Origin of the sequence: Humitalea rosea, from assembly GCF_003253705.1 — a bacterium.
Lineage (GTDB): Bacteria > Pseudomonadota > Alphaproteobacteria > Acetobacterales > Acetobacteraceae > Humitalea > Humitalea rosea.
Genome location: NZ_QKYU01000012.1, coordinates 118,053 through 142,019, shown reverse-complemented (window position 1 = coordinate 142,019; position 23,967 = coordinate 118,053). Strand labels below are relative to the sequence as shown.

24 protein-coding genes are annotated in these 23,967 nt (G+C 71.6%); 9 read left to right on the top strand and 15 right to left on the bottom strand.

Features of this window, described 5'->3' with window-relative positions:
- Nucleotides 1–99: 99 nt before the first annotated feature.
- From C8P66_RS12165 to tsaD, 3 genes are read right to left on the bottom strand one after another with little or no spacing between them, the layout of a single operon-like run.
- Nucleotides 100–1,071, bottom strand: a complete 972-nt coding sequence (locus tag C8P66_RS12165; RefSeq protein ID WP_111398531.1) for an NAD(P)H-dependent glycerol-3-phosphate dehydrogenase — start codon at nt 1,069–1,071, stop codon at nt 100–102.
- Nucleotides 1,068–1,892, bottom strand: a complete 825-nt coding sequence (locus tag C8P66_RS12160) for a 23S rRNA (adenine(2030)-N(6))-methyltransferase RlmJ (protein WP_111398530.1) — start codon at nt 1,890–1,892, stop codon at nt 1,068–1,070. The genes C8P66_RS12165 and C8P66_RS12160 overlap by 4 nt, the downstream gene beginning before the upstream one ends.
- Nucleotides 1,889–2,932 carry a tRNA (adenosine(37)-N6)-threonylcarbamoyltransferase complex transferase subunit TsaD gene (gene tsaD, locus C8P66_RS12155; RefSeq protein ID WP_111398529.1) on the bottom strand — a complete coding sequence of 348 codons (1,044 nt, stop codon included), beginning with the start codon at nt 2,930–2,932 and terminating at the stop codon, nt 1,889–1,891. The genes C8P66_RS12160 and tsaD overlap by 4 nt, the downstream gene beginning before the upstream one ends.
- Nucleotides 2,933–3,012: 80 nt before the next feature.
- On the opposite strand from tsaD, the gene hemC reads away from it, so the two are divergent.
- Nucleotides 3,013–4,005, top strand: a complete 993-nt coding sequence (hemC, locus tag C8P66_RS12150; protein ID WP_245903463.1) for a hydroxymethylbilane synthase — start codon at nt 3,013–3,015, stop codon at nt 4,003–4,005.
- Nucleotides 4,006–4,171: 166 nt separating this feature from the next.
- The gene (locus C8P66_RS12145) at nt 4,172–4,471 is read left to right on the top strand and encodes an integrase core domain-containing protein (protein WP_158537227.1); all 300 of its coding nucleotides are present in this window, start codon (nt 4,172–4,174) and stop codon (nt 4,469–4,471) included.
- A 398-nt stretch (nt 4,472–4,869) separates the two neighbouring features.
- On the opposite strand, the gene C8P66_RS12140 is transcribed toward C8P66_RS12145, so the two are convergent.
- Nucleotides 4,870–6,309, bottom strand: a complete 1,440-nt coding sequence (locus C8P66_RS12140; protein ID WP_111398526.1) for a YncE family protein — start codon at nt 6,307–6,309, stop codon at nt 4,870–4,872.
- Nucleotides 6,310–6,319: 10 nt separating this feature from the next.
- Nucleotides 6,320–6,757 (bottom strand): DUF305 domain-containing protein, encoded by a 438-nt coding sequence (locus tag C8P66_RS12135; protein WP_111398525.1) that lies wholly within the window; start codon nt 6,755–6,757, stop codon nt 6,320–6,322.
- A 208-nt stretch (nt 6,758–6,965) separates the two neighbouring features.
- Between C8P66_RS12135 and C8P66_RS12130 the strand changes: the two genes are divergently transcribed.
- The 5 genes from C8P66_RS12130 (at nt 6,966) to C8P66_RS12110 (ending at nt 10,406) form a co-directional block, all read left to right on the top strand.
- A complete protein-coding gene (locus C8P66_RS12130) occupies nt 6,966–7,424 on the top strand; it encodes a nuclear transport factor 2 family protein (protein WP_111398524.1) in 459 nt (152 codons plus the stop codon).
- Nucleotides 7,425–7,434: 10 nt separating this feature from the next.
- Nucleotides 7,435–7,980 carry a sigma-70 family RNA polymerase sigma factor gene (locus C8P66_RS12125; RefSeq protein ID WP_111398523.1) on the top strand — a complete coding sequence of 182 codons (546 nt, stop codon included), beginning with the start codon at nt 7,435–7,437 and terminating at the stop codon, nt 7,978–7,980.
- A complete protein-coding gene (locus C8P66_RS12120; protein WP_146422837.1) occupies nt 7,980–8,828 on the top strand; it encodes an anti-sigma factor family protein in 849 nt (282 codons plus the stop codon). Before C8P66_RS12125 ends, C8P66_RS12120 begins: the two co-directional genes overlap by 1 nt.
- Before the next feature lie 64 nt (nt 8,829–8,892).
- Nucleotides 8,893–9,222 carry a hypothetical protein gene (locus tag C8P66_RS12115; protein ID WP_111398521.1) on the top strand — a complete coding sequence of 110 codons (330 nt, stop codon included), beginning with the start codon at nt 8,893–8,895 and terminating at the stop codon, nt 9,220–9,222.
- A gap of 209 nt (nt 9,223–9,431) precedes the next feature.
- Nucleotides 9,432–10,406, top strand: a complete 975-nt coding sequence (locus C8P66_RS12110) for an NAD-dependent epimerase/dehydratase family protein (RefSeq protein ID WP_111398520.1) — start codon at nt 9,432–9,434, stop codon at nt 10,404–10,406.
- A gap of 9 nt (nt 10,407–10,415) precedes the next feature.
- Here C8P66_RS12110 and C8P66_RS12105 read toward each other — a convergent pair whose 3' ends face one another.
- The 4 genes from C8P66_RS12105 to C8P66_RS12090 are packed head-to-tail and all read right to left on the bottom strand — an operon-like array spanning nt 10,416 to nt 16,007.
- Complete coding sequence (locus tag C8P66_RS12105) at nt 10,416–11,483, bottom strand: trypsin-like peptidase domain-containing protein (protein ID WP_245903461.1); 1,068 nt, start codon at nt 11,481–11,483, stop codon at nt 10,416–10,418.
- Nucleotides 11,484–11,541: 58 nt separating this feature from the next.
- Nucleotides 11,542–12,702 (bottom strand): DegT/DnrJ/EryC1/StrS family aminotransferase, encoded by a 1,161-nt coding sequence (locus C8P66_RS12100; RefSeq protein WP_111398518.1) that lies wholly within the window; start codon nt 12,700–12,702, stop codon nt 11,542–11,544.
- 19 nt (nt 12,703–12,721) lie between these two features.
- The gene (locus C8P66_RS12095; protein ID WP_245903460.1) at nt 12,722–14,107 is read right to left on the bottom strand and encodes a nucleotide sugar dehydrogenase; all 1,386 of its coding nucleotides are present in this window, start codon (nt 14,105–14,107) and stop codon (nt 12,722–12,724) included.
- Nucleotides 14,085–16,007, bottom strand: coding sequence for a polysaccharide biosynthesis protein (locus C8P66_RS12090; protein ID WP_111398517.1), 1,923 nt, complete (start codon nt 16,005–16,007; stop codon nt 14,085–14,087). Before C8P66_RS12090 ends, C8P66_RS12095 begins: the two co-directional genes overlap by 23 nt.
- Before the next feature lie 362 nt (nt 16,008–16,369).
- Between C8P66_RS12090 and C8P66_RS12085 the strand changes: the two genes are divergently transcribed.
- Nucleotides 16,370–17,269: a hypothetical protein gene (locus C8P66_RS12085; RefSeq protein ID WP_146422835.1), complete on the top strand. Its 900-nt coding sequence runs from the start codon at nt 16,370–16,372 to the stop codon at nt 17,267–17,269.
- On the opposite strand, the gene C8P66_RS12080 is transcribed toward C8P66_RS12085, so the two are convergent.
- The 4 genes from C8P66_RS12080 to C8P66_RS12065 all read right to left on the bottom strand — a co-directional run bounded on the left by C8P66_RS12080 (nt 17,242) and on the right by C8P66_RS12065 (nt 21,067).
- The gene (locus C8P66_RS12080) at nt 17,242–17,889 is read right to left on the bottom strand and encodes a TetR/AcrR family transcriptional regulator (RefSeq protein WP_111398515.1); all 648 of its coding nucleotides are present in this window, start codon (nt 17,887–17,889) and stop codon (nt 17,242–17,244) included. The genes C8P66_RS12085 and C8P66_RS12080 overlap by 28 nt on opposite strands.
- The gene (locus tag C8P66_RS12075; protein WP_111398514.1) at nt 17,886–18,458 is read right to left on the bottom strand and encodes an NADPH-dependent FMN reductase; all 573 of its coding nucleotides are present in this window, start codon (nt 18,456–18,458) and stop codon (nt 17,886–17,888) included. The genes C8P66_RS12080 and C8P66_RS12075 overlap by 4 nt, the downstream gene beginning before the upstream one ends.
- A gap of 81 nt (nt 18,459–18,539) precedes the next feature.
- The gene (locus tag C8P66_RS12070) at nt 18,540–19,919 is read right to left on the bottom strand and encodes an ATP-binding protein (protein WP_245903458.1); all 1,380 of its coding nucleotides are present in this window, start codon (nt 19,917–19,919) and stop codon (nt 18,540–18,542) included.
- Between the two features lie 17 nt (nt 19,920–19,936).
- On the bottom strand, nt 19,937–21,067 hold the full coding sequence (locus tag C8P66_RS12065; protein WP_111398512.1) for a penicillin-binding protein activator: 1,131 nt from the start codon (nt 21,065–21,067) through the stop codon (nt 19,937–19,939).
- Between the two features lie 26 nt (nt 21,068–21,093).
- Here C8P66_RS12065 and rsmI point away from each other — a divergent pair, with 26 nt between their 5' ends.
- Nucleotides 21,094–21,990: a 16S rRNA (cytidine(1402)-2'-O)-methyltransferase gene (rsmI, locus tag C8P66_RS12060; RefSeq protein ID WP_111398511.1), complete on the top strand. Its 897-nt coding sequence runs from the start codon at nt 21,094–21,096 to the stop codon at nt 21,988–21,990.
- Here the strand turns inward: rsmI and hisD are convergent.
- Together hisD and hisG are read right to left on the bottom strand one after the other, a co-directional pair.
- Nucleotides 21,987–23,276, bottom strand: coding sequence for a histidinol dehydrogenase (gene hisD, locus C8P66_RS12055; protein WP_111398510.1), 1,290 nt, complete (start codon nt 23,274–23,276; stop codon nt 21,987–21,989). The genes rsmI and hisD overlap by 4 nt on opposite strands.
- The gene (gene hisG, locus C8P66_RS12050) at nt 23,273–23,965 is read right to left on the bottom strand and encodes an ATP phosphoribosyltransferase (protein ID WP_111398509.1); all 693 of its coding nucleotides are present in this window, start codon (nt 23,963–23,965) and stop codon (nt 23,273–23,275) included. The genes hisD and hisG overlap by 4 nt, the downstream gene beginning before the upstream one ends.
- Nucleotides 23,966–23,967 lie beyond the last annotated feature (2 nt).

The following is a 23,967-nucleotide window of genomic DNA, read 5'->3' as shown; positions in this document are numbered from 1 at the left end:
GCGACCCGCGCCTTCTAGGCGCCCTAAACGACCTCTCGATTGCAATATGATGAAGCTAATATGACAGCGTTATCGACAACTTTAGCGTGTGATCCAGTCTTATTCTGCCCGTCGCGGCCGGCCCATCAGCCGCTCCACGGCCGCCGCCAGGCTCTCCCGGCCGGCCAGCACGCGCGCCACGGCCTCGGCGATCGGCATTTCCACACCCGCCGCCCGCGCGCGGGCCACCAGCGCGGGCGCGGTCGCGACCCCTTCTGTGACACTTTTTCGCGCGGAGAGCACGGCCTGCGCTGACTGCCCCGCGCCCAGCGCCAGGCCGAAGCTGAAGTTGCGGCTGGCCGCCCCGGTGCAGGTCAGCAGCAGATCGCCCAGCCCCGAAAGCCCGGCCACCGTCTCCGCCCGCCCGCCCAGCGCGATGGCCAGCCGGGCGATCTCCGCAAGGCCGCGGGTGACCAGTGCTGCGCGGGCGTTCTCCCCCAGCCCCGCGCCGATCACCGCCCCGGCGGCGATGGCGATGACGTTCTTGGCAGCCCCCCCGACCTCGACGCCCACGGTGTCATCCCCCGCGTAGAGGCGGAAATTGGCCGAGCCCAGCAGCGCCGGCACCTGGTCGCGCAAGGCCGCATCCCGGCTCGCCACCACGGCGGCGGCGGGCAGGCCGGCGGCGACCTCGGCCGCGAAAGTGGGGCCGGAGAGGATGCCGGTGCGGCTGCCGGGGCGCAGCGCCGCCACGATCTCATCGGGCAGGCGCAGGCTGGATTGCTCCACCCCCTTCGCCGCCAGCAGGAAGGGGGCGGCCGTGGGCGGCAAATGTGACAGGACCGCCGCCAGCGCCTGGGTGGGCACCACCAGCACCACCAGGGACGCCCCCGCCATGGCCTCGGCGGCATCCGCGGTCAGGCGCAGCGCCGCGGGCAGGGCGATGCCGGGCAGACGGTCGTTGCACCGGCTGGCCTGCATCGCCGCCGCCCGCGCCGGGTCGCGCACCCAGAGCGTGACCCGGCGCCCCGCGCGATGCGCCTGGATCGCCAGCGCCGTCCCCCAGGCCCCGGCGCCGATGATGGCGATCATTCGGGGACAAGCTCCGTCACCGCGAAACCACGGCCCGGATCGTCCGACAGCAGCGGCAGCAGGGCGCCGAGGATCGCCTCGGCCTTCTCGGCAAAGCCCCAGGGCGGGTTCACCACCACCAGCCCGCAGCCATTGAGGCGATCCGCATCGGTCGGCTCCCGCAGCCAGAGCTGGCAGTCCAGCACGTCGCGCACCGGCCCGTCGCGCAAGGCCTGATGAAACTGCCGCACCGGGGTGCGGTGCTTCACCGGATACCAGGCAGCCTGGATGGCGGCGCGGAAGCGGTGGTTGACCAGGGCCAGGCCCGCCTCCAACCGCTCGAACTCGCCGGGCTGCTCGAAGGGCGGGTCGATCAGCACCAGCCCGCGCCGTTCGGGGAAGGGGGTCAGCGCGCGCAGGCCCTCCCAGGCGTCGCGGCGATGCAGCGAGATGTGCGGGTCCCGCCCGGACCAGGCGACCAGGGCCGCATACTCCTCCGGATGCGCCTCGCAGCACACCAGCCGGTCCCCCTCCCGCAGCGCCGCCAGGATCTGCGCGGGCGATCCCGGGTAGGTCTCCGGCACACCGGCGGCGCGCATGGCGGCGAGCCAGGGGATCAGCGGACCCTCCTGCACGCCAAGCAGCCGGCCGATCCCGTCCTGCCATTCCCCGGTGCGGATGGCTTCCTCGGAGGACAGATCGTAGCTGCCGCGCCCCGCATGGGTGTCCAGCACCGCGAAGGGCGCGGGCTTGCGGGTCAAAGCGGTCAGGATCTCGCCCAACAGGGCGTGCTTCATGCAGTCGGCGAAGTTGCCGGCATGGAAGGCGTGGCGATAGTTCACGCGGGGGTCATCTCCATCAACGGCCAGCGGGGCCGGGGGGCGTGGCCGACAGAATCCTGCCAGCCGAGGCGCAGGCGTTCGATCCCGGCCCAGGCGACCATCACCGCATTGTCGGTGCAAAGCCGGATCGGGGGGGCGACCAGCGGCAGCCCGGCCGCGGCCGCGACCGCGGCCAGCGCCGTCCGCACCCCGGCATTGGCGGCGACCCCGCCGGCCACGACCAGCGCGGTGGTGCCCGGCGCCATGGCCAGCGCATGCCGGGCACGGTCGGCCAGCACCGCCGCGACCGCCGCCTGGAAGCCGGCGGCCAGATCGGCGCGGTCCTGCTCGCAGGTGATGCGCGCGGCTTTCTGAGCCACGGCGGTCTTGAGGCCCGAGAAGGAAAAATCGCAGCCGGCGCGCCCGTAGAGCGGCCGGGGCAGCGGCGCGCGGGCGGCATCCCCGCTGGCCGCCAGCCGCTCCAGTGCCGGCCCGCCTGGCCAGGGCAGCCCCAGCAGCTTGGCGGATTTGTCGAAGGCCTCGCCCACCGCGTCATCCAGCGTGGTGCCAAGGCGCAGGTAGCGCCCGACCCCCAGCACCGCCACGCATTGGCAATGCCCGCCGGAAAGCAGCAGCAGCAGATAGGGAAAGGCCACCGGCAGCCCGAGCGCCGGCAGGCGCGGGGTCAGCGCATGCGCCTCCAGATGGTTCACCGCGACAAAGGGCAGGCGGCAGGCCAGCGCCATCCCCTTGCCAAAACTGGCCCCGACCGCCAGCCCGCCGATCAGCCCCGGCCCGCTGGTCGCGGCAATGGCGCCGAGGTCGCGGGCGGTCAGCCCAGCCTGCCCCAGCACATGCGCGACCAGGGCCGGCAGATGCGCCAGATGCGCGCGGGCGGCGATTTCGGGCACCACGCCGCCGAAGCGCGCGTGCTCCACGAGCTGGGATCGCACCACCTCGGCCAGGATGGTGCCGTCCGGGGCCAGGATCGCGGCCGCGGTTTCATCGCAACTGCTTTCGATACCGAGAACCGGCCCAACCGCTGAGGGCGGGAAAGCCATGCCTTCTCCGCCCATCTGTCCATCTATCCGTGTCACGATGCGGGTTCTATGACGCGCGCATGTCAGATGGCTATCCCGCGATGCCCCCCACCCATGCGCGCCCCCTGCACCGGCCAAGCCACGGCCGGGGCCTGCCCCTGCGCGTGGGCACCCGCGCCTCGCCCTTGGCGCTGTGGCAGACGCGGCATTTCCTGGAGATCGTCACCGGCTTCTGCCCGGTCCTGCGCAATGCCGGGGCTTTCGAGGAGCATGTGATCACCACCTCCGGCGATCGCATCCAGGACCGCCGGCTGGCCGATATCGGCGGCAAGGGCCTGTTCGCCAAGGAAATCCATGAGGCGCTGCTGGATGGGCGGGTGGATTTCGCGGTCCATAGCCTGAAGGACCTGGAAACCGAGATGCCCCCCGGCATCGTGCTCTGCTGCACGCTGAAGCGGGAGGATGCGCGGGATGCGCTGATCCTGGGCGGCGGCTGCGGCACGCCCGATCCCGCCGACCCCTTCGCCTGCCTGCCCGAGGGCGCGACGCTCGGCACCGCCAGCCTGCGCCGCCAGGCCCAGGTGCTGGCCGCCCGCCCGGACCTGACCGTGGGCGTGATCCGCGGCAATGTGCAGAAGCGCCTGAGCCGGGTCCGCGACGGCGGCTTCGATGCCACCTTGCTCGCCTTGGCCGGGCTGCGCCGCCTCGGCCTGGAACACGAGGTCGCCTTGGTGCTGGACCCGGAGGCCTGCGTCCCCTCCGCCGGCCAGGGCATCGTCGGCGTCACCTGCCGCGCCACCGATACCGAGCTGCACGAATTGCTGAGCGGCATCGAGGACACCGAGGCCGCCGCCGTCTCCCGCGCCGAACGGGCGCTGCTGGCGGCCCTCGACGGCTCCTGCCGCACGCCCATCGGCGGCCATGCCCGGCTGCTGCCGGATGGCACGCTGCATCTGACCGGGCTGGTGGCGCGGGCGGATGGAAGCTTCCTGCTGAAACGCTCGCTGCGCGGGGCGGTCGCGGATGCGGCGCGGATCGGGCAGGAGCTGGGCGACAGCCTGCGGGCCGACAGCCCGGCGGATATCTTTGGTTGAAGACCGAGGGGCTTTGCCCCCCTGTCTTTCCTTCACCGCCAGTTGAGCCGCAGCGGCGATAGCACTGGCGGCGTGGCTCGGCAGGTCCGGCTGTGCCGCTGCCAGCATCCGGGCGAGATGCCCTTCGACGGTGATGTCGGGCGGCTTGCCGCGCTTAAAGGGGCGGATGATCACCCGCTCGGTCAGCGCCCGGGCTGCTGCAAGAACCTCGGGATTGTCACCCGTCCCCGGCGTGTCGCGCACCCGGCCCTACACGCCAAAGACCAACGGCAAGGCCGAACGCTTCATCCAAACCAGCATCCGCGAATGGGCCTGCGCCACGCCTTTCCAGACCTCAGCCGAACGCGCCCGCGCCATGCATCCCTGGCTGCATGTCTACAACACGGCCAAGCCGCACTCAGCCCTCAAGGGAAAGCCTCCGCTCAGCCGCATCAACAGGGACAACGTCATTGGCAATGACAGCTAGATCGCGAACCGGACCCCGAGAATGACATGGATAACGCCAACAGCAGTGTCGATCCTGGCCTTTGCCTTTTGCTAAGGAGCGTCGCCTGGGTCCAGGGTGCCAGCAGCCACGCCCAAGCCGGTCAGGACACCAGCCTTGCGGACCACGGCGATCCAGTGGGGGCGATGACCAACCAGACCGCCCCGGGGCTGTGGAATGCCGACAGCACGCGCTCACGATCCCGCCCTTGACGCCAAAATTCCACGTTACAGAGTGGGAAGCGCCTTGGGCCGAAGAGTCCGCAAAGGATCGTGAGCACATGTTGATTCTCGGACAAAGCGGTGGCGACGAGCGGCCCTGCGACCTGACCGCAGATATCTCCCCCTACGGCACCGGCCGAGCCCCCCCGCCGCGCCGTGTCACTGCTGAACCTGCACCGGGGCCCCGGGACCACCCGTCCCGCCCGCCGCCACGACCAGGTAACGCCGCGGCGCCTCCCCGCTGCCAAGCAATTGCCGGATCGGTCCCACCGTGTTCACGATTGCGGCCCCGGCGGGGTTGGTCATGAAAGTGGCGAGCGGCTCCAATGCACCACTGCCGTCCCGGCGGGATGACAGGGCCAGAAGATAGCCCGTGCGTGGCTCCAACCCGGTCACCGAGGCCTGCAGCACCTGGGTCAGCCCCTGGTCGAAGAGCGAGACGTTCGTCGGCGTTCCCGTCCGGCCCGGCGCGCCAAGGCCGAGTTGCGCTGCCTGCCCGGCCAGGCCGAGCGGCTGCAGATTGGCGCGCCCATCACCCTCCGGCACGGCATTGGCGACATAGGTCAGGGCCTGCGGCGCCTGGCCGATCGGCACGTTGCCGACCACCGTGTTGGTCATCGTGTCGATCACGGCAAGCGCATCCGCATTCTCCAACCCGACATAGATCCGGCTGCCGTCGCCCGAGGGCCACAGCCCATGCGGCAGCTTGCCCACGGGAATGGTGGCGATGGTGGAGAAGTCGTCCGTCCGCAGCACCTTCACCTCGTTCAGCCCGCCGATGGTCAGATAGGCGAAGGTGCCCCGCGGCGTGCGCGCGAAATTGACGTGGTTCGTGATCGGCCCCGTGTCGAAGCTGCGGAGGACGTTGAAGGGCGGGCGCGCGTTGAAGACCATGGTGCGGCCCACATCCTTCAGCGTCAGCCAGACCTGCGTACCGTCCGGCGTCGCCGCGATATTCGGGCAGAAAGGGCTTTCCTGCCGCACGCGGCCGACGATCTCGTGGCTCGCCGTCGCGATCACCACCGTTTCCGGATTAAAGGAGGAGCAGACATAGCCGTAGGCGCCATCAGGCGAGAAGATCGTCATGCCCGGGCCGGCAGGCACGCGGATGCGCATCTTCTCCGCGAAGGTCTGCGCGTCGAGCACGGCCACGTAATCCTCGCCGCGCACCGTCACCCAAACCTCGGACCCGTCCGGCGTGAAGAACGCCTCATGCGGGGAGCGGCCGACATAGGTCGTGTGCTTCACCGCATTCGTCGCCGTATCGATGAAGGTGACGGAGTTGCTGCCGATCGACACCACGGCGAGGGTGCGGTGATCGGGCGAGAAGCCCATGCCGTGCACCAGCACCTGGCCGCGATAGAGCGGGCTGAGATTGCCGGGCTGCGGATCGCCCAGACGGATCACGCCGAGCAGCGTGTTGCTCGCGGGGTCGGTGACGGAGACGGTGTTGGAGAACTGCTCCGCCGCATAGACGCGGTCGCGATGCGACACCGCGACGTCCGGCGCATCGGCAGCACCCGGCGCCTGGCCGGCGAAGGCGACGCCCGTAAGAAGGCTTCCGCCGAGGCAGGCGGTGGCGAGGAGAAGACGCTTCATGGTGGCGATCCTATCTTGCGGCAGGGGAAGGCTGGGTCGGCGCGGCGGAAGAGGGCGGCGGCGGTTCGCCAAGGGCGAGCTGCATGGCCGCGATCTCCTGTTGCTGGGTCACGATGATCTCCTGCGCCAGGCGCTTGAGCTGCTCGTTGTGGCCGTGGTGGAGATAGATGACGGCCATGTCGATGGCGCCGCCGTGATGCGGCGCCATCATCGCCACGAAGTCGCGGTCGAGGTCGCCGCTCGGCGGCACGCTCATGGCGTCCATCATCTTCGTCATGGCCGCCTCGTTCTCGGCGAGGAAGCCGCTCTCCGCGACGGAAGCCGCGGCCTTCGCCGCCGCATGGTGATGGCCCTCATGCGCCGGCGCGGGGCCGGAGGCGACGGCCGCCACCAGCAGCAGCAGGCCCGGGCCAATAAGATGGGTCTTGGGTCTCCAGGGTTTGGTCATGGCATCTCCTTCGGCGTGGTGTGTGGAAGGGAGACACCGCGGGGGCTGGCCTATTCCCGACCGCATGCGGAATGGTCCGGCGCCCTGGCCTCATCCGATCGGGGCGCGTCGCTGGGCGGCCGTCCTTGCCGAGGAATTTCTTCGGCGCCCCGGAATAAGCGGCGCGGGAAGGTGTCTTCCCTGCATTCACGTTCTCAGGAGGGTCTTCATGCTTCTCGCTCAATCCCGCCGTGCCGCCGGTGTCCTGGCTCTCGGCGTCGTCCTGGCCACCGCCGGCTGCGCCGCCATACCGTCTCCCGCCCAGGCAGGCCCCCCTGCCGACATGGCACATCGCCGCATCGCCGCGATCGCGGCCGGCGACAGCGCCGCCATCCAGGCCGGCTACGCCGGGGACGCCGTGCTGGAATGGGTGGGTGGCCCGCTGGACGGCCGCTATACTGGCGCCTCAGCGCTCGCCGAGGTCTGGGGCAAATTCGCCCGGGCCCAGGGCATGATGCAGGCGCGCGTCGGCAGCGTGCTGGAGAGCGCGAACCCGCGCGGGCAGACCGTGGTGGCCGATGTGATCTTCACTGGCCGCGCCACGGTCAAGGTGCGCTACGTCATGGTCTTCCGGGACGGCAAGCTGGCCAGCGAGGTCTGGCAGATCGATCCGAACCTGCCGGGCTGAGGAGGGCGCGATGTTCTGGCGAAGCGCCGGCGTCGACGCCGGGCAGATCGAGCGCCACATCCCGGCGTTGCGGCGCTTCGCCTGGGCCCTGCTGCGGGACGGCGCCGCGGCCGACGATTTGGTGCAGGACTGCCTGGAGCGGGCGCTCTCCCGCTGGCACCTGCACCGGGCCGATGGTGACCTGCGGGCCTGGCTCTTCACCATCCTGCACAACCTGTTCCGGAACGGCCGCCGCAGCGTCGCGCGGCGGGGCAATGCCGTGCCGATCGAGGATGATGCCGGGCACGGCATCGCGGATGACGCCGCGGGCGGTGCGGCCGAGGGGCATCTGATCTGGCAGGATGCCCTGGCCGGGCTCGCCGCCCTGCCGGAGGAGCAGCGCTCCGTCCTGCTCCTCGTCGGCGTCGAGGGCTTCTCCTACGAGGAGGCTGCGCGGCTGCTGGGGGTGCCGCTGGGCACGGTGATGTCGCGGCTGAGTCGCGGGCGGGAGCGCCTGCATCGGCTGATCGAGGGTGAGAACGCGCCAGCGCGCCCCGCGCTGCGGAGGGTGAAGTGATGGGTGAAGCCATGCCAATCGGCGAGGACGACCTTCAAGCCTGGATCGATGGGCGGCTGGCGCCCAGCCGCATGCAGGAGGTCGAGGCGTGGATGGCCGCCAACCCGGAGGCCGCGGGGCGCTATCGCGCCATGGCTGCGGAGTTGGCGAGCCTGCGGGACGCGCTGCGGTCGCGCCACGATGCGCCGGTTCCCGCCCGGCTGCGTATCGCCAACCTCCAGGCCGGCCGGCGGCGGGCGCGGTCCCGGCAATGGCGGCAGGTTGCGGCGGTTTGTGCCTGGTTGGCGCTGGGCAGCGGCTTCGGCTGGGTCGGGCACGGGCTGTGGCCAATGCCGCTGCCCGGTGCTGCGCCCGTTTCGGGGCCGACGCGGCCGATGGTGGCGGAGGCCATCGCCGCGCACCATGTCTTCGCGGCCGATCTCGGGCGCCCCGTCGAGGTTGCCTCCCGGCAGGAGGACCAGTTGCTGCGCTGGCTGTCCAACCGCCTGGCCCGGCCGGTCTCGGCACCGGACCTGACCGGGCAGGGCTACCGCCTGATGGGCGGCAGGCTGCTGCCCGGCGCCGGCGGCACCCCGGCCGCCCAATTGATGTACCAGGACGACGCCGGGGCACGGCTGACCGTCTATCTCCGCGCCGACCGTGCCGCCGGGGGCGAGACCGCCTTTCGCTTCACGGATGACGCGGCCCAGGGCATCGCGGGCTTCTGGTGGGTGGAGCAAGGCTTCGGCTACGCCGTGCTTGGCCAGGGGATCAGCCGCCCCTCCCTGCTGGGCGTGGCCGCAGCCGTGCAGCGTCAGCTCCTGACGCTGCCCTCTGCCCCGGCTGGGGCGCCTGGGCAGAGCCTTTAGGCAGGCAGAGAGCTGCGGCCAGATCCGCCGCATCTGGAGGGACCGTAGCAGGCAGGCATCGGCCTTGGCCGGCCTCTCCTGCGTCGGGATGGATCAGGATGCGCCGCAGGCGCCGCGCACGGTGTTCTGCCGTCCGTTGATGATCCTGGAAGGTCAGCGTCGGTACCACCACCACAATGATGGGGAGATCCTATGGGCCGCGCCACATTGGCTTCACCAAACACTGTCGTACCTCCGCAAGCGGCTCGTCTACTCAATCACGCTTTCCAAATACCGATCGACGCGGGAGTATGACCAAGCGACGGACGTAAAGGCTGTCTTCATCGTACTAATGACGGACGATCCCAAATTCCAGATTTGGCACGAGAAAAAGGAATCGAGCCAAAATTACTGAGAGAAAATCCGAGAATTTCTTGATGACCCTACTGGCGGTATAGCAAGGACCACCCCTCGATCACCCCAGCAGAAACAAGGTGTTTCTGCACTTCCCCCGATAAAAATAGGGGTCCAGGGAACTCGATTCCCTGGCGGGAGGGCGAACAGCCCCCCGCAAGCGATCGCGCCCAATAGCCGCCGCCCGCGCGCCATGGCAGCCTCCTGGCCATGACCATCCTGATCACCGGCTCGGCCGGGTTCGTCGCCCTGAATGTCATCGAGGCGCTGCTCGGCGCCGGCCGCGATGTCGTCGCCTTCGACCGCCAGCCGCCGCCCGCCAAAGCCCTGGCGCATTTCGCGACGCTGCCTGGGCGGTTGCAGGTGGTCGAGGGCGATGTCCGCGATGCCGCGGCCCTGGACGCAATTTTCGCCGCCACCCCGATCGCCGCCGTGCTGCATGCCGCCGCCGTCACCGCCGGCGAGGACCGCGAGCGCGCCGACCCCGAGACCATCCTCGACGTGAATATCCGGGGGGCGGCCTGCGTCTTCCGCGCGGCGCGGAAGGCGGGGGTGGCGCGGATCGTGGCGCCCTCCTCCGTCGCCGTCTATGGCGTGCCCCCTTCCGGCACGCCGCTGCTGGATGAGGTGACGACGCCGGCCAGCCCGCAGGGGCTCTACGCCATCAGCAAGCAGGCCTCGGAGCTGGCGCTGCTGCGCATGGCGGCGCTCGACCCGGGCGTGAGCATCGCCACGCCGCGCCTGGGGATGGTCTATGGCCCCTGGGAATGGGCGACCGGGGTGCGCGACACGCTGAGCCCCATGCTGCAATCCCTGGCCCTCGCCGGGGCCGGGGAGGAGGTGCTGCTGAACGCTTTGGCCACCGGCGACCATGTTTACGCGACGGATGTCGCCACCGGCTTGGTGGCGCTGCTGGATACGCCCGGGGCGCGCGGCGTCTTCAACATCGGCAGCGGCACCGCCGCCACCCTGGGCGACTGGTGCAATGCCGTGGCGCCGCATCTGCCGGGGTTCCGCTGGCGTCTGGCGGGGCCGGGCGAGACCGCGAACACCCTTACCCGCCAGCCGAAGGACCGCCCGCCGATGGCCCTGGCCCGGATGGAGGCGGCGACGGGGTGGCGGCCGCGGTTTGGGCTGGCGGCCGGGGCGGCGGCGCTGGTCGCCTGGCGGGCGGCCAATCCCTGACCGTCCGCGTCAGTTCGCTCCGGGCGGCCGGCGCCCGACCTGCACCGCAAGCTCCTGCTGCCGCCCGTCGCGCAGCAAAGTGACGCGCACGCTCTGCCCCGGCGGGGTGCCGGCGATGCCGCGGATCAGCGCGCGGCTGGTTTCCAGCGACTCGCCGTTCAGCCCGGTCACCAGATCGCCCTGGCGCAGCCCGGCGCGGGCGGCGGGGCTGCCGCGTTCCACGCCCTGCACCAGCACGCCGCGCCGCACGCGGGAGGGGGTGGCAGCCCCGGAGTCCGGCGCCTGGTCCTGCACCGCGACACCGAGCCAGCCGCGCTCCACCCGCCCGTCGCGGCGCAGCTGCTCGATCACGCCCCGCGCCAGATCCGAGGGCGTGGCGAAGCCGATCCCGGCCGAGGCGCCGGAGGGCGAGTAGATCGCGGTATTGATCCCGATCACCTCGCCGGCCGCATTGAACAGCGGCCCGCCGGAATTGCCCGGGTTGATGGCGGCATCGGTCTGGATGAAATCATCGAAGGGGCCGGTGCCGATGTCGCGCCCGCGGGCGGAGACGATGCCCGAGGTCACCGTGCCGCCGAGGCCGAAGGGATTGCCCGCCGCCAGCACCCAGGAGCCGACCCGCGCCGCGGCGCTGATGCCCCAGGGCACCACCGGCAGGCTGGTCCGGGATTCGACCTTGAGCAGCGCCAGATCGGTCAGGTCATCGGTGCCGACGACCCGCGCCGGCAGCTCCGTCCCGTCCTGCAAGGACACCACGACGCGGGAGCTGCTGCCGACGACATGGTTGTTGGTGACCACATAGCCGCTTGCCTCGATGATGAAGCCCGAGCCCGCGCCGCTCATCTGCTGGCGTCCGCGACGGTCGCGGAACTGGCGCTCGAAGGGCGTGCCGCGCAGTTCGGGGGGGATTTGCCCTGCCTCGCCCTGCACCGCGATGTTCACCACGGCCGGCAGCACCCGCTCCGCCACATCGGCGAAATCCGGCAGCGGCACGCCCCCCACGGCGACCCGTTGGGCGCAGGCGGGGGAGGCGAGGGCGAGGGCAAGGGCGAAGACGAGCGCCAAGCGACGCGACATCAGGCTGGACATATATGAGGCTCCGGTCGCGTCACAGTTGGGCGTTACATCCGCCCGTTCAACGGCCGACCGCCGCCACCACCGCCTCGGCGATGCGATCGACATCGCCCATCCGCAGATAGGGATGCATCGGCAGCGCAAGAATACGGTCACAGAGCGATTCCGCCACCGGCAGCGCCGGCGGCGCCGCCAGCGAGGCCGCATGGCCCGGCGCATAGGCCGGCTGATGATGCAGGGGCTTGGGGTAATAGATGCCGCTGGAGATGGTCTCGGCGGAGAGGGCGGCGCGCACCCGGTCCCGCTCGGCCGCATCCTTCAGCAGGATGGAGTAGATGCCCCAGGCATGTTCGGCGCCGGCCATCTCGCTCGGCACGCCCACGGCGGTGCCCAGGCCCTCGGCATAGCGCGCGGCGATGGCGCGGCGGGCGGCCAGCTCGCTTTCGAACAGCGTCATCTTGGAGAGCAGGATGGCGGCCTGCAGCGTGTCCAGCCGCCCGTTCATGCCGGTGCGCAGCACCTCATACCGGCTGCCGCCCTCACCATGGGTGCGAAGCTGGCGGTAGAGCGCCGCGCGATCCGCATCCTCGGTCAGCAGCGCGCCGCCGTCGCCGTAACAGCCCAGCGTCTTGGTCGGGTAGAAGGAGAGCGCGGTCGCGCCCGCCCAGCGGCCGAGCCGCTTGTTGCCGAGCGAGGCGCCGAAGGCCTGGGCGGCGTCATCCAGCGCGAACATGCCCTTCTCGGCGCAGAGCGCCTCGATCGCCGGCCAATCGGCGGGGCGGCCGAACAGATCGACGCCGATCACGGCGCGGGGGCGCAGCCGGCCCTCGGCCTCGACCAGCGCGATGCGGCGCCTGAGGTCGGCGAGGTCGATGTTGAAACTCGCCTCCTCCACATCGACGAAGATCGGGGTCGCGCCCAGCACCAGCGGCACCTCGGCCGTCGCGGTATAGGTGAAGGCGGGCAGGAAGACCGCGTCGCCGCGGCCGATGCCCTCGGCCATCATCGCGATCTGCAAGGCGTCGGTGCCGGAGGAGACGCCGACCGCATGCGCGGCGCCGGAAAAGCCGGCCAGGGCTGCTTCCAGCTCACCCACCTCGGGGCCGTTCACGAAGCGGCCGCTGTCCAGCACGCTGGCGATGCGGCGGTCGATATCGGCGCGGATCAGCGCCTGCTGCGCGGCCATGTCGAACAGCCCGATGGGCCGGGTGGTCACAGTCATGGAGGTTCGGTCCGTCCGTTCAGGCTTGGATGATGGTGGCTCGATACGCCTGACCGGGGGCCGCGCCCAAATCACCCGATGTGTCGTGCTGCAATGCAACACCGCGCAACACGCCGCGCGTGTCCACGATCAGGCTGGCGTGGCGCAGCACGGCGTCCAGATCCATGCCCGGCTGCGGCGTCACCAGCAGCACCGCATCCTGTGCCGCCAGGAACTCGGGGGTCAGCGGCTCGCTCGCGAGGTCCGGGGCGATGCCGCCCAGGCGCCGGGTCAGGGGAAAGCGCGGCACCAGCGGGTCATGGTAGGCGAGGATCGCACCACGGGCCTCCAGCAGGCGGAAAATCTCGACCGAGGGGCTTTCGCGCGTGTCCGGCACGCCGGGCTTGTAGGCGAGGCCCAGGATCAGCAGCCGCGCGCCATGCAGCGTCCGCCCGCGGGCATCCAGCGCATCGCGGAGGCGATCCACGACATAGCCCGGCATCGCCTCATTCACCCGGCCCGCCAACTCGATGAAATCCGAGGGCAGGCCGAGGCCGCGCGCCTTCCAGGCCAGATAATAGGGATCGACCGGGATGCAGTGCCCGCCGAGCCCCGGCCCGGGGCGGAAGGGCATGAAGCCGAAGGGCTTGGTCGCGGCGGCGTCGATCACCTCATGCACATCCAGCGCCATGCCGTGGCAGAGTCGCTTCAACTCGTTCACCAGCCCGATGTTCACCGCGCGGAAGACGTTCTCGTAGAGCTTGGCCATCTCCGCGACCGCCAGCGAGGAGACCGGCACGACCTGGCCCGCCACCGGCTCATAGAGTGCCACGGCCACCGCGAGGCAGGCGGCGGTGGCGCCGGCCACCAGCTTGGGCACGCGGGCGACGGTGCCCTCGGGGTTGCCGGGGTCCTCGCGTTCGGGGCTGTAGAGGGCGAAGCCGGTCACGCCCGGCTCCAGCCCGGCGGCGGCCAGGGCGGGGATCACCAGCTCCTCGGTGGTGCCGGGGTAGGTGGTGCTTTCCAGCGCGATCGCCTGGCCGGGGCGCAGATGCGGCACCAGGGCCGCCAGCGTGTCGCGCACCGCGGAGAGGTCCGGCTCCTTATGCGCGCCGATGGGGGTCGGCACGCAGATCAGCAGCGCGTCGCAGGCGGCGATGGCCGCGCCCGCGCCCATGTCGAACCCCGCGATCCCGGCGGCGGCGATGGCGCTGTCGGCGATGCCATGCACGGGGCTGCGGCCTGCCCGGATGGCCGTGACCTTGCCCGGGTCGATGTCGAAGCCGGAGACCGGAAACCCCCGCTCGGCATAGCGCAGCGCCAGCGGCAGCCCGGCATAGCCGAGCCCGATCACCCCGATCCGCGCCTGCCGTGCCGTGATCCGGGCGATCAGCGCCGCGGCCTCACCCATGCGGGGCGACGCCATCGGCATTGTGGTCGAATTCCGGGACCAGCCGGCCAAGCTGCGCCAGCGCGACCTCGGTCTGCCCGGCGCGGGCGGCGGCCGAAACCTCATCGATGGCGCGGCCGATCAGGGCGGGGTCGGCGGTGCGCGGGGTCGCGACCATCAGCCCGGAGAAGCGCGTCGGGCGCGGCGGCTCCTGGCCGTGGAACATCTCCTCGAACAGCTTTTCGCCCGGGCGCAGGCCGGTGAAGCGGATGTCCACATCCTCCTCCGGCCGCAGCCCGGCGAGGCGGATCATCCGCCGCGCCAGATCCACGATTTTTACGGGCTGGCCCATGTCGAGCACGAAGATGCCGCCGTCGCGCAGCTCGGGCGGGCGGTCCTCGGCGTCCTCCGCGCCGACGACGCTGGCCTGGAGCACGAGGCCCACCGCCTCCCGCACCGTCATGAAATAGCGGCGCATGTCGGGGTGGGTGACGGTCAGCGGCCCGCCGCGTTCCAACTGGCGGCGGAACAGCGGCACCACGCTGCCGGTGGAACCAAGCACATTGCCGAAGCGCACGGTGACGCAGCGCATGCCGTGGCCCGACTGCCGCGCGGCGACATCCAGCCCCTGGCAATACATCTCGGCGAGGCGCTTGGAGGCGCCCATCACGCTGGTCGGGTTCACCGCCTTGTCGGTGGAGATGAAGACCATCACCCGGCAGCCCGCCGCCCGCGCCGCATCGGCGACGATGCGGGTGCCCTGGGCATTGGTCTGCAAGCCCTCCAGCGGGTCGTTCTCGACCATCGGCACATGCTTGAGCGCCGCGGCATGGAAGACGAGGTCGGGGCGGATCTCGGCGATCAGCCGCGACATCCGCGCCGCGTCCCGCACATCGGCGAGGACGGCGCGGCGCGTGACGGCGGGATGGGTCTCGGCCAGCTCCAGGTCGATCTGGTAGAGCGCGTATTCGCCATGGTCGAGCAAGGTCAGCGAGGCCGGGCCGAGCGCCGCCACCTGCCGCGCCAGCTCACCGCCGATGGTCCCGCCCGCCCCGGTGACCAGCACCCGCCGGCCCTGGATGAGGCGCGCCATGCCCTCGCGGTCCAGCGGCACCTGCGGGCGGTCGAGCAGATCCTCGATGGCCACGGGGCGCAGTTCGATCCGCCGGCTGCCGCTTTCACCCGGCCGCGCGGCGGGGTCGAGGGCCGTCGGGCGCGGCGCGCGGCGCAGGGCGACGCCCTGGCGATCGGCCGCATCCAGCAACCGCTCCAGCGCCTCGCCCTGCAAATCGGGATCGGCGAGCACGATCAGCGAGGGGGTGCGGCCGGCGGCGCGGAGCTGTTCCAGCACCGATTCGGCCTCCTCCACCGTGCCCAGGATCGCCTGCCCCTGGATGCGCCGCCCGGCCTGGCGGGCATGGCGGGCCAGGATGCCGAGCACGCGGAACTCCGGTGCCCGCTGGCGGTCCAGCGCGCGCATGAACAGGTCCGCGGCATCGCCATTGCCGACCAGAAGGGCGGTGGGCGTGCCGGCGGTCTCGGGCCGGACATGGCGGCGCCGCGCCGCGCCGCGCGCGCCCGCAAGCAGGGCGGCCAGCACCAGAGCATGGATGGCGGGGAAGGCGGCGTTGGGCGAAGGGGGCAGGCCGATCGCCGCCGCCCCGGCCGCGAAGAGCCCGGCCGCGATCGCCGCGGCCCCGGCCACGGCGAGCATCTCCTTGGGGCCGGCATAGCGCCAATACTGGCGTGGCAGGCCGAATGGCAGCCCGGCCAGCAGCAGCAGGGCGGCCCCTGCCGCCACCGCGGCGGCCGCATGGGCGGGCGCCGCGCCGAGCGCGGCACCGGGGGAGGCGAGCCAGGCCGCGACCGGCACCGCAAGGGCACCCAGCACGGCATCAAGCCCAAGGTTCAGCAAGATACGGGGCGAGGCTGCCATGCGCCTCGCATAGCCCCAGCCGGGCGGCGGCGCAAAAGCATTAGGGCACCACCGGCGCCATGCCCGCGCCGGGTATCGAATGGCCGCCATGCGTGCGGTGCGACTCACACCCTCGAAAGGTCCATATTTTAATTGATAACGTCAAAATAACAGCAAGAATGACCAGAAAGAAATCATCTGTATTTATATTTTGGGGGAAAAGTCCAATTTTCAATGCGTCTGCAATGACCGCGTCAAATGATCTCTCTTGGCATGCCAATCGATCACCAGTTTTGACCATGCAAAGATTTTCGAGGCATGGCCAGATTGTTATACAAGGGGGCATGTGCATGGATCAGCGGGACCCAACGCGGACCGCCATCATGGCGGAGCTTGACAGCGTGGCCGCCGAGGCCACGGACGCGGTGGGTGTTTTCATGGCCTGGCCCCGGCTGCTGGAAACCAGCGCCCGCGTGCTGCGAAGCTTTGGCGAGGCTGGGCGCGCGATGCTGCGCGATCATCCCATCCTGGCCATCGCGCGTGAATGCCCGGCCGCGAACCACAGCCTGGCCCGCCCGCGCGGCTATTCCGGCGATGCCCGCCTGATCGATTACCTGCAACGCCATGAAAGCGTGTCCGAGGTGCTGGAAGCCGCGACCCCTCGCGGACGCGCCATCCTGAACTGGACCCTTTCGCTCAGCGCCTCGGAAGCGGTGCGGGAATGCCACGCGCTGCTGGCCAGCCTGATCGACCAGACCGCCGAGCGTGTCGATGACGCACATGTCCTCTCCGCCACCGCCGGCCATCTGCGGGAGGCCTCGCTCGCACTCGATGCCCAGTCCATCGGCCGCTGGGTCGCGATGGATGAGGATGCCGAGACCGTGGACGAGATGGCCGAGTCCCATGCCGACCTCCCCGGCCTGGTCGCGGTGCATGGCGGGCTGGCCCGGCTGTTGGCACGGCCGATGACCCACGGCAGCTTCGACCTCGCCTATGCGACCGGGCTGACGCAACAGATCGATGGCGAGACGGTGCACCGCCTCGCCTCGGCGATGTTCCGTTCGCTCCGCTCCGGCGGGCGCATGCTCATCGCCTGCCTGACCAAGGACTTGCCCGAGGCCGGCTATATGGACGCTTACATGGGTTGGTGCCCGCCTTTGCTCGATGGGCAGGACATGCGGACCCTGCTCGACCAGGTTCCGGATGGGCCGGGCATCCGCAAGCGCGTGTTCTACGGCGCGAACGGGCGGATGGTTTACGGGATGATCGACCGGCCGGCGTAGCCACGCAGGAACACGGCCACCGCCGCGTCGATCGTCTGCCCGATCTCCCCCTCCGACGGCCGGTCGCCCAGCATGGCGCGGACCAGCAGGTTGAAGGTGACCATGTCGTGGAAGAGCGTCGCCGCCCGGTGCGGATCGCCGGCATCCAGGCGCCCCGCCCGCTGCTGCGCCGCGACAAACCGGGCCAGCGCCCGGCGCGAGGTTTCCGGCCCGCTCTCGAACCAGACGCGGCCCAGGGCTGGAAACCGGCCCGATTCCGCGATCATCAGGCGGTGGAAGGCGAGATGCCGGTCCTGCAACAGCGTCTCGACCAGCGCCCGGGCGAGCCGCGCCAAGCCCTCCTCCGGGCTGAGCCCGCTCGCATCGATGGCGACGACGGAGGCGAGGAAGCCCTCGCACAGCCCCTCGACCACGGCGGCGAACAGCCCCTCCTTATTGCCGAAATGCGTATAGACATTGGCCTTGGAGCCGCCGACCGCCTTGACGATCTCATCGAGGCTCACCCCGTCGAAGCCGCGTTCCAGGAACATCTCGGCGGCGGCGAGGCGGATCTGCTCGGATTTCTCGTCGCCTCGCCGGGTCCGGCGCACCGGCCGCCGCGCCGCCGCCTCGGCACTCATGCCAATGCGTGGCGGTGTTGCAGGTGGTCCACCTCGGCCAGCAGATCCTCCACCCCGGCGAGGACGAAGCGCAAGGTCGCGGCGTCGGTCAGCACGCCCTCGCCGAGCTTCTCGTGGATGCCGCCGATGACAAGCTGCGGCCGGCGCACGATCCGGGCCTGCACCGCGGCCAATGTCTCGTTCACCTGCTGCTGCGCCCGCACCCCGCCGGTGAAGGCCGGGGAGGCGGTCAGGGTCAGCACCGGCAGGCCGGTCAGATGCGATTGGCCATAGGGGCGCGAGGCCCAGTCCAGCGCATTCTTCAACACCCCGGACATGCCGTGGTTGTACTCGGGCGAGGCGATGATCGCGCCATCGCTATCGGCCAGGGCCTGGCGCAGCGCCGCGACCGCGGGCGGTGGCGGGGCGACATCGTCATCCTCATTATAGGGAGGAATCTCATCGAGCGGAAAAATCGTGAGCTCGGCCCGGGGCGCGAGCGCCGCCCGCAGGGCGAGCAGGACGGCCCTGTTGCCGGAGGCGCGGCGGAGGCTGCCGCAGAGGCCGAGGAGGCGGTAAGGCTGGGTCATGCCAGGGGTGTTCTCCAAAAAGGGAAGGGTCCGTGGCACCCAAATAGTACTGTACGGTATGGTATTCAACTCACCGCCCGCTCAGGCGACCTCCCCCGGCAGCCAGACCTTGAACACCGCGCCTTCGCCCGGCTCGCTCTCGATCAGCAACTGGCCGCGGTGCCGGTTGACGATGTGCTTGACGATGGCGAGCCCGAGCCCGGTGCCCCCCGCCGCCCGAGATCGCCCGCTGTCCACGCGGTAGAAGCGCTCGGTCAGCCGGGGGATGTGTTCGCGGGCGATGCCCGGCCCGTCATCGGCGATGCTGAGCATCACGCCCGGGCGGGGGCTGGCCACCTGCTCCACCTTGAGGATGACCTGCCCGCCCATGCGGCCATGGCGGATGGCGTTCTCCATCAGGTTGCGGACGACCTGGGCGATCTGCTCGGCATCGGCGGGGCGGGCGATGCAGCCCTGCGTGACCTCCCGCAGCAGGGTCACCTTGCGGGCGGCGAGCAGCGGGGTCATCGCCTCCGCCTCGGCGATGGCGATGTCGCTGATATCGGCCAGCCCCGATGGCGGCTGGTGTTCCGACAATTCGATGCGCGACAGGCCGAGCAGATCATCGATCAGCCGCCGCATCCGCTCCGCCTGTTCGGCCATGATCCCAAGGAAGCGCTTGGTCGCGACCGGATCATCCTCGGCCGGGCCGCGCAGGGTCTCGATGAAGCCGAGCAGGCTGGCGAGCGGCGTGCGCAGCTCATGGCTGGCGTTGGTGACGAAATCCGCCCGCATCCGATCCACCGCGCGTTCCCGCGTCCGATCGGCCAGCAGCACCAGCAACTGCCCGCCATCCGCAAGCGGCGGGTCGAGCGGCGTGACCTGGACGGAAAGATCGCGCGGCACCGGCAGCGGCAGCACCAGATCGACGCGCTGGACCTCGCCGGAGGCGCTGGCGCGTTCCACCGCCTCGGCCAGCGTCGGGTGGCGCAGCAGGGCGGCGATCTCGCCCCCGGTCTTGCTGGAGATCAGCCCGCCGAACAGGCTCCGCGCCGCGGCATTGGCGCGCAGCGGCTCACGCGCGGCCGAGAGCACCAGCAGCGGATCGGGCAGCGCCTCGACGATCGCCGCATCGGCGGCGGTCAGCCGCGCGACCAGCCCGCCGCGTTCGGCCAGGGTGCGGGCCAGCCGGGCGACGCCATCGGCGACCTCGGCCACCGCCGGCAGCAGCGGCCCGGCCGGTTCCGGCAGGCGCCCGTCGCCCGCCGCCGCCCGCTCCACCGCCGCGGCCAGCGCGGCGAGATTGCCCAGCCATAGCCGCGCGACGCCGAGGGCGGCGGCGGCACAGGCGGCGATGGCCAGCATCGCCGGCGCGGGGGCCAGCAGGTCCAGCAGGCTCAGGGCGAGCAGCACGCCGGCCGGCGGGCCGCCGATCAGCATGGCCGCGGAAAAGACCCGGCCGGGTTTGGGCCGACCGCGCATCTCGGGCATGTCTCCGGTCAGGAGGCCGGCAGGCCGGGCAGCACCGCCGGTTCGATCATCCGCGCCGGGCCGCCCGGCGTGACCGCATAGACCGAGAGCGCCCGCTGCACCGTGCCATCCGGGAGCAGCCGCAGCTCGCCATCCGCGCCCTCGAACACCGTGCCGACCGGCACCAGCGCATAGCCGAGCCGCGACGCATCGCTGCCGCGCGCCGCCTGGGCCGCGAGGCCGGCCGCGTCATAGGCGATGGCGGCGATGCGCGGCGGGGAGGCACCGAAGGCGGCGCGGTAGCGCGCCTCGAAGCGGATCCGTGCCGTCGCGTCCGGCCCGGGGTAGAGCGCGCCGTCCAGCACCGGCTCGGCGGCGACCACCGAATCATTGCCCCAGCTCGCGGTGCCGAGCAGGCGCAGCGGCGGGATCGGCAGCCCGGCCTCGGGCAGGGCCGCGGCGAAGGCGCGGGCGCGCTCGCCGCCCTCGGCCAGGATCAGCCCGAGCGGGCCTTCGCCCTCGCTGGCCGCGCCGAGCTGCCGCGCGAGGTCGCGCGCCGCCAGCATGGGGCTGGCCGCCCCGGGGTAGAGCACCACCGCCGGCTGCGGCAGCCCCTGCTGGCTGGCGGCGGCGCGCAGCGCGAGCGCCAGCTGCTGGGTGAAGGCACCCTGCGGCCCGGCCAGGGCGAAGCGGCGGATGCCCTGGCTCATGCCCACCTCGAACACCCGGCGGACCTGCTGGGCGGGGGTGACGCCGAGCGGCCAGACGCCCGGTGTCGCCTGTGCCGCATCATTGGTCATGGCGAGCAACGGCATCCGCGCGGCGCGGGCCGGGATGGCGGCGGCGGCGGTTTCGGCCGCGGTCAGCGGGCCGGCGACGATGCGAGAGCCATCGGCGATGGCGGTCCGCGCCGCCTGGGCCGCGCCGGCGGGTGTGCCGCCGGTGTCCTGGGTGACGAATTCGATGTCCGCATTGCCGTGCTCGAACAGCGCCAGCTGCGCCGCGTTCAGCATCGCAGCACCCAGGGCCGCATTGGGCCCCGTCATCGGGAACAGCAAGGCGACGCGGGCGCGGGGCGCCTCGGGCGCCAGGGCCGCGCCCGGAACCGCGCCGACGAAGGCGGGACGAGGGGGTTGCGGCGCGCAGGCGGCCGGCAGCACAAGCAGGGCGAGGAGGAACCGCCAGCGTGTCAGCCGAAAACGAGGACGAGCGTGTTGGACCGGCAATCGAACCTCCTGTCACCGGGGGGCTGACGCTGGTCGCCACCCCCATCGGCAATCTTGGTGACCTCTCGCCCCGCGCCGTCGCCGCCCTGCGGGGGGCGGATGTGGTGCTGTGCGAGGATACGCGTGTAACCGCTCCCCTTCTGGCACGGGAAGGGGTGTCGGCGACACTGGTTGCCCTGCACGACCACAATGAAATCGGCACGACACCGCGACTTGTTGAACGGATGCTGGTCGGGCAGCGGCTGGCCCTGGTCTCCGATGCCGGGATGCCGCTGATGTCCGACCCCGGCTACCGGCTGGTGCGGGCGGTGATCGCGGCGGGGCTGCCGGTGACGGCGGTGCCGGGGCCGAATGCGGCGCTGACGGCGCTGGTGCTCTCGGGGCTGCCGCCGAACCCGCATCTGTTCCACGGCTTCCTGCCACCGCGCGACGGGCCGCGGCTGGCCGAGCTCGCCCGGCTGCGCGCCGCCGAACGCGCCGGGCTGACCGCGACGCTGATCTTCTACGAGGCGCCGCATCGCGTGGCAGAAAGCCTCGCCGCCATGGCCGAGGTTTTTGGGCCGCGCGAGGCCGCGGTCGCCCGCGAACTGACCAAGAAATTCGAGGAGGTGCGGCGCGGCACGCTGCCCGATCTGGCCGCGCATTACGCGACCCATGCCGCGCGCGGGGAGATGGTCGTCGTCGTCGCCCCCGCGCCCGAGGAACCCGCCACGGCGGAGGAGGACCTGGACACCGCGCTGCGCACCGCGATGGCCAGGCTCAGCCTGCGGGACGCGGCGGCGGCGGTGGCGGAGGCGACGGGCCTGCCGCGCCGCCAGGTCTATGCGCGGGCGCTGGTCCTGGCGGGCGAGGCTTAGCCCAGCCGCGCCGCGACCGAGGCCGCATGCGCCGTCAGCCCCTCGGCTGTCGCCAGGCGCACGGCGGCGGGGCCGATGGCGGCGATGCCGGCGGGGGTCGCCTCGACCCAGGTGGTGCGCTTGAGGAAGTCGAACACCGACAGCCCGGACGAAAACCGCGCGCTGCGCCCGGTCGGCAGCACATGGTTCGGCCCGGCGACGTAATCGCCCAGCGCCTCGGGGCAATGCCGGCCGAGGAAGGCCGCGCCGGCATGGCGGATGCGGGCGAAGAGCGCGCGCGGGTCGGGGACCATGACCTGCAGATGCTCGGGCGCCAGACGGTCGGTCAGGGCGGCGGCCTCCTCCCAGTCGCGCACCAGCAGGATCGCGCCATGCGCGTTCCAGGAGGCGGCGGCGATATTGGCGCGCGGCAGGGTGGTCAGCGCCTCGGCCACCGCGGCGGCGACGGCGTCCGCGAAATCCGCGTCATCGGTGATGAGGATGGCCTGGGCGGCCTCGTCATGCTCGGCCTGGGCCATCAGATCGAGGGCGACATGGCGCGGGTCGTTGGCGGCATCGGCGAGGATCACGACCTCGGACGGCCCGGCGATGGAATCGATGCCGACGCGGCCGAACACCTGGCGCTTGGCCTCGGCCACATAGGCGTTGCCGGGACCGGCGATGCGGTCCACCGGGGCGATGGTCGCGGTGCCATAGGCCATCGCGGCCACGGCCTGGGCGCCGCCGATGCGGAAGACCTCGGCGACCCCGGCGCGGCGGGCGGCGGCCAGCACCAGCGGGTTCAGCACCGCATCCGGCGTCGGCACGCACATGGCGATCCGGCCCACGCCCGCGACCCGCGCGGGGATCGCGTTCATCAGCACCGAGGACGGGTAGGCCGCCTTGCCGCCCGGCACGTAGAGCCCGACCGCATCCAAGGCACCCCAGCGCATCCCGAGGGTGAGGCCCAGGGGATCGTCGATCTCGATGTCGCGCGGCATCTGGGCGCGGTGGAACAGCTCGATCCGGGCGGCGGCCATATCCAGCGCGGCCAGGTCCTCGGCGTCGCAGGCGGCGATGGCGGCGTCGATCTCGGCGGCGGTGACGCGCAGGGCGCAGGCATCCGCCGGGCGCCAGCGGTCGAAGCGGGCGGTGAGGTCGATCAGCGCGGCATCGCCCCCGGCCCGGACCTCGGCGATGATGCCGGCGACGACGCCATCCACGCGGGCGGTGGTCTCCCGCGCCTGATCCAGCAGGGCGGCGAAATCCCCGGCAAAACCTTCCTCGCTGGTGTCGAGCCGCTTCATGCCGGCAGCGCCGCCCGGAAACGGGCGATCAGGGCGGCGATCGCCTCCGGCCGGGTCTTCAGCGCGGTGCGGTTGACCACGAGGCGGGAGGTGACCTGGGCGATCACCTCGGTCTCCACCAGCCCGTTGGCGGCCAGGGTCGATCCGGTCTGCACCAGATCCACGATCAGCCGGGCGAGGCCGAGCCCCGGCGCCAGCTCCATGGCCCCGTTGAGGTGCACGATCTCCGCCTGCACGCCGCGCGCGGCGAAATGGCGCTGGGCGATGTTGGGGTATTTCGTCGCCACGGTGACGCGCGACCAGCGGCTCGGGTCATCCCGCCCCGCCGTCGCGGCGGGCTCGGCCACCGACACCCGGCAGCGGCCGATGCCGAGGTCGAGGGGGGCGTAAACCTCGGGGCTGTCGGCCTCCATCAGCACATCGCCGCCGGCGACGCCGATCTGCGCGCCGCCATGGGCGACGAAGGTCGCGACATCGAAGGGGCGCACACGCACCACGTCCAGACCAGGGTCGTTGGTCTCGAACCGCAGGCGGCGGCTGTCCTCATCGTCGAAGTCGGCGGCGGGGAAGATGCCGGCGCGGGCCAGCAGGGGCCCAAGCTCCTTGAGGATGCGGCCCTTGGGCAGGGCCAGCACCAAGGGGGTCTGAGCCTCCATCCGCAGGCTGCGTTCGTTGATCGGCAGATCCATCG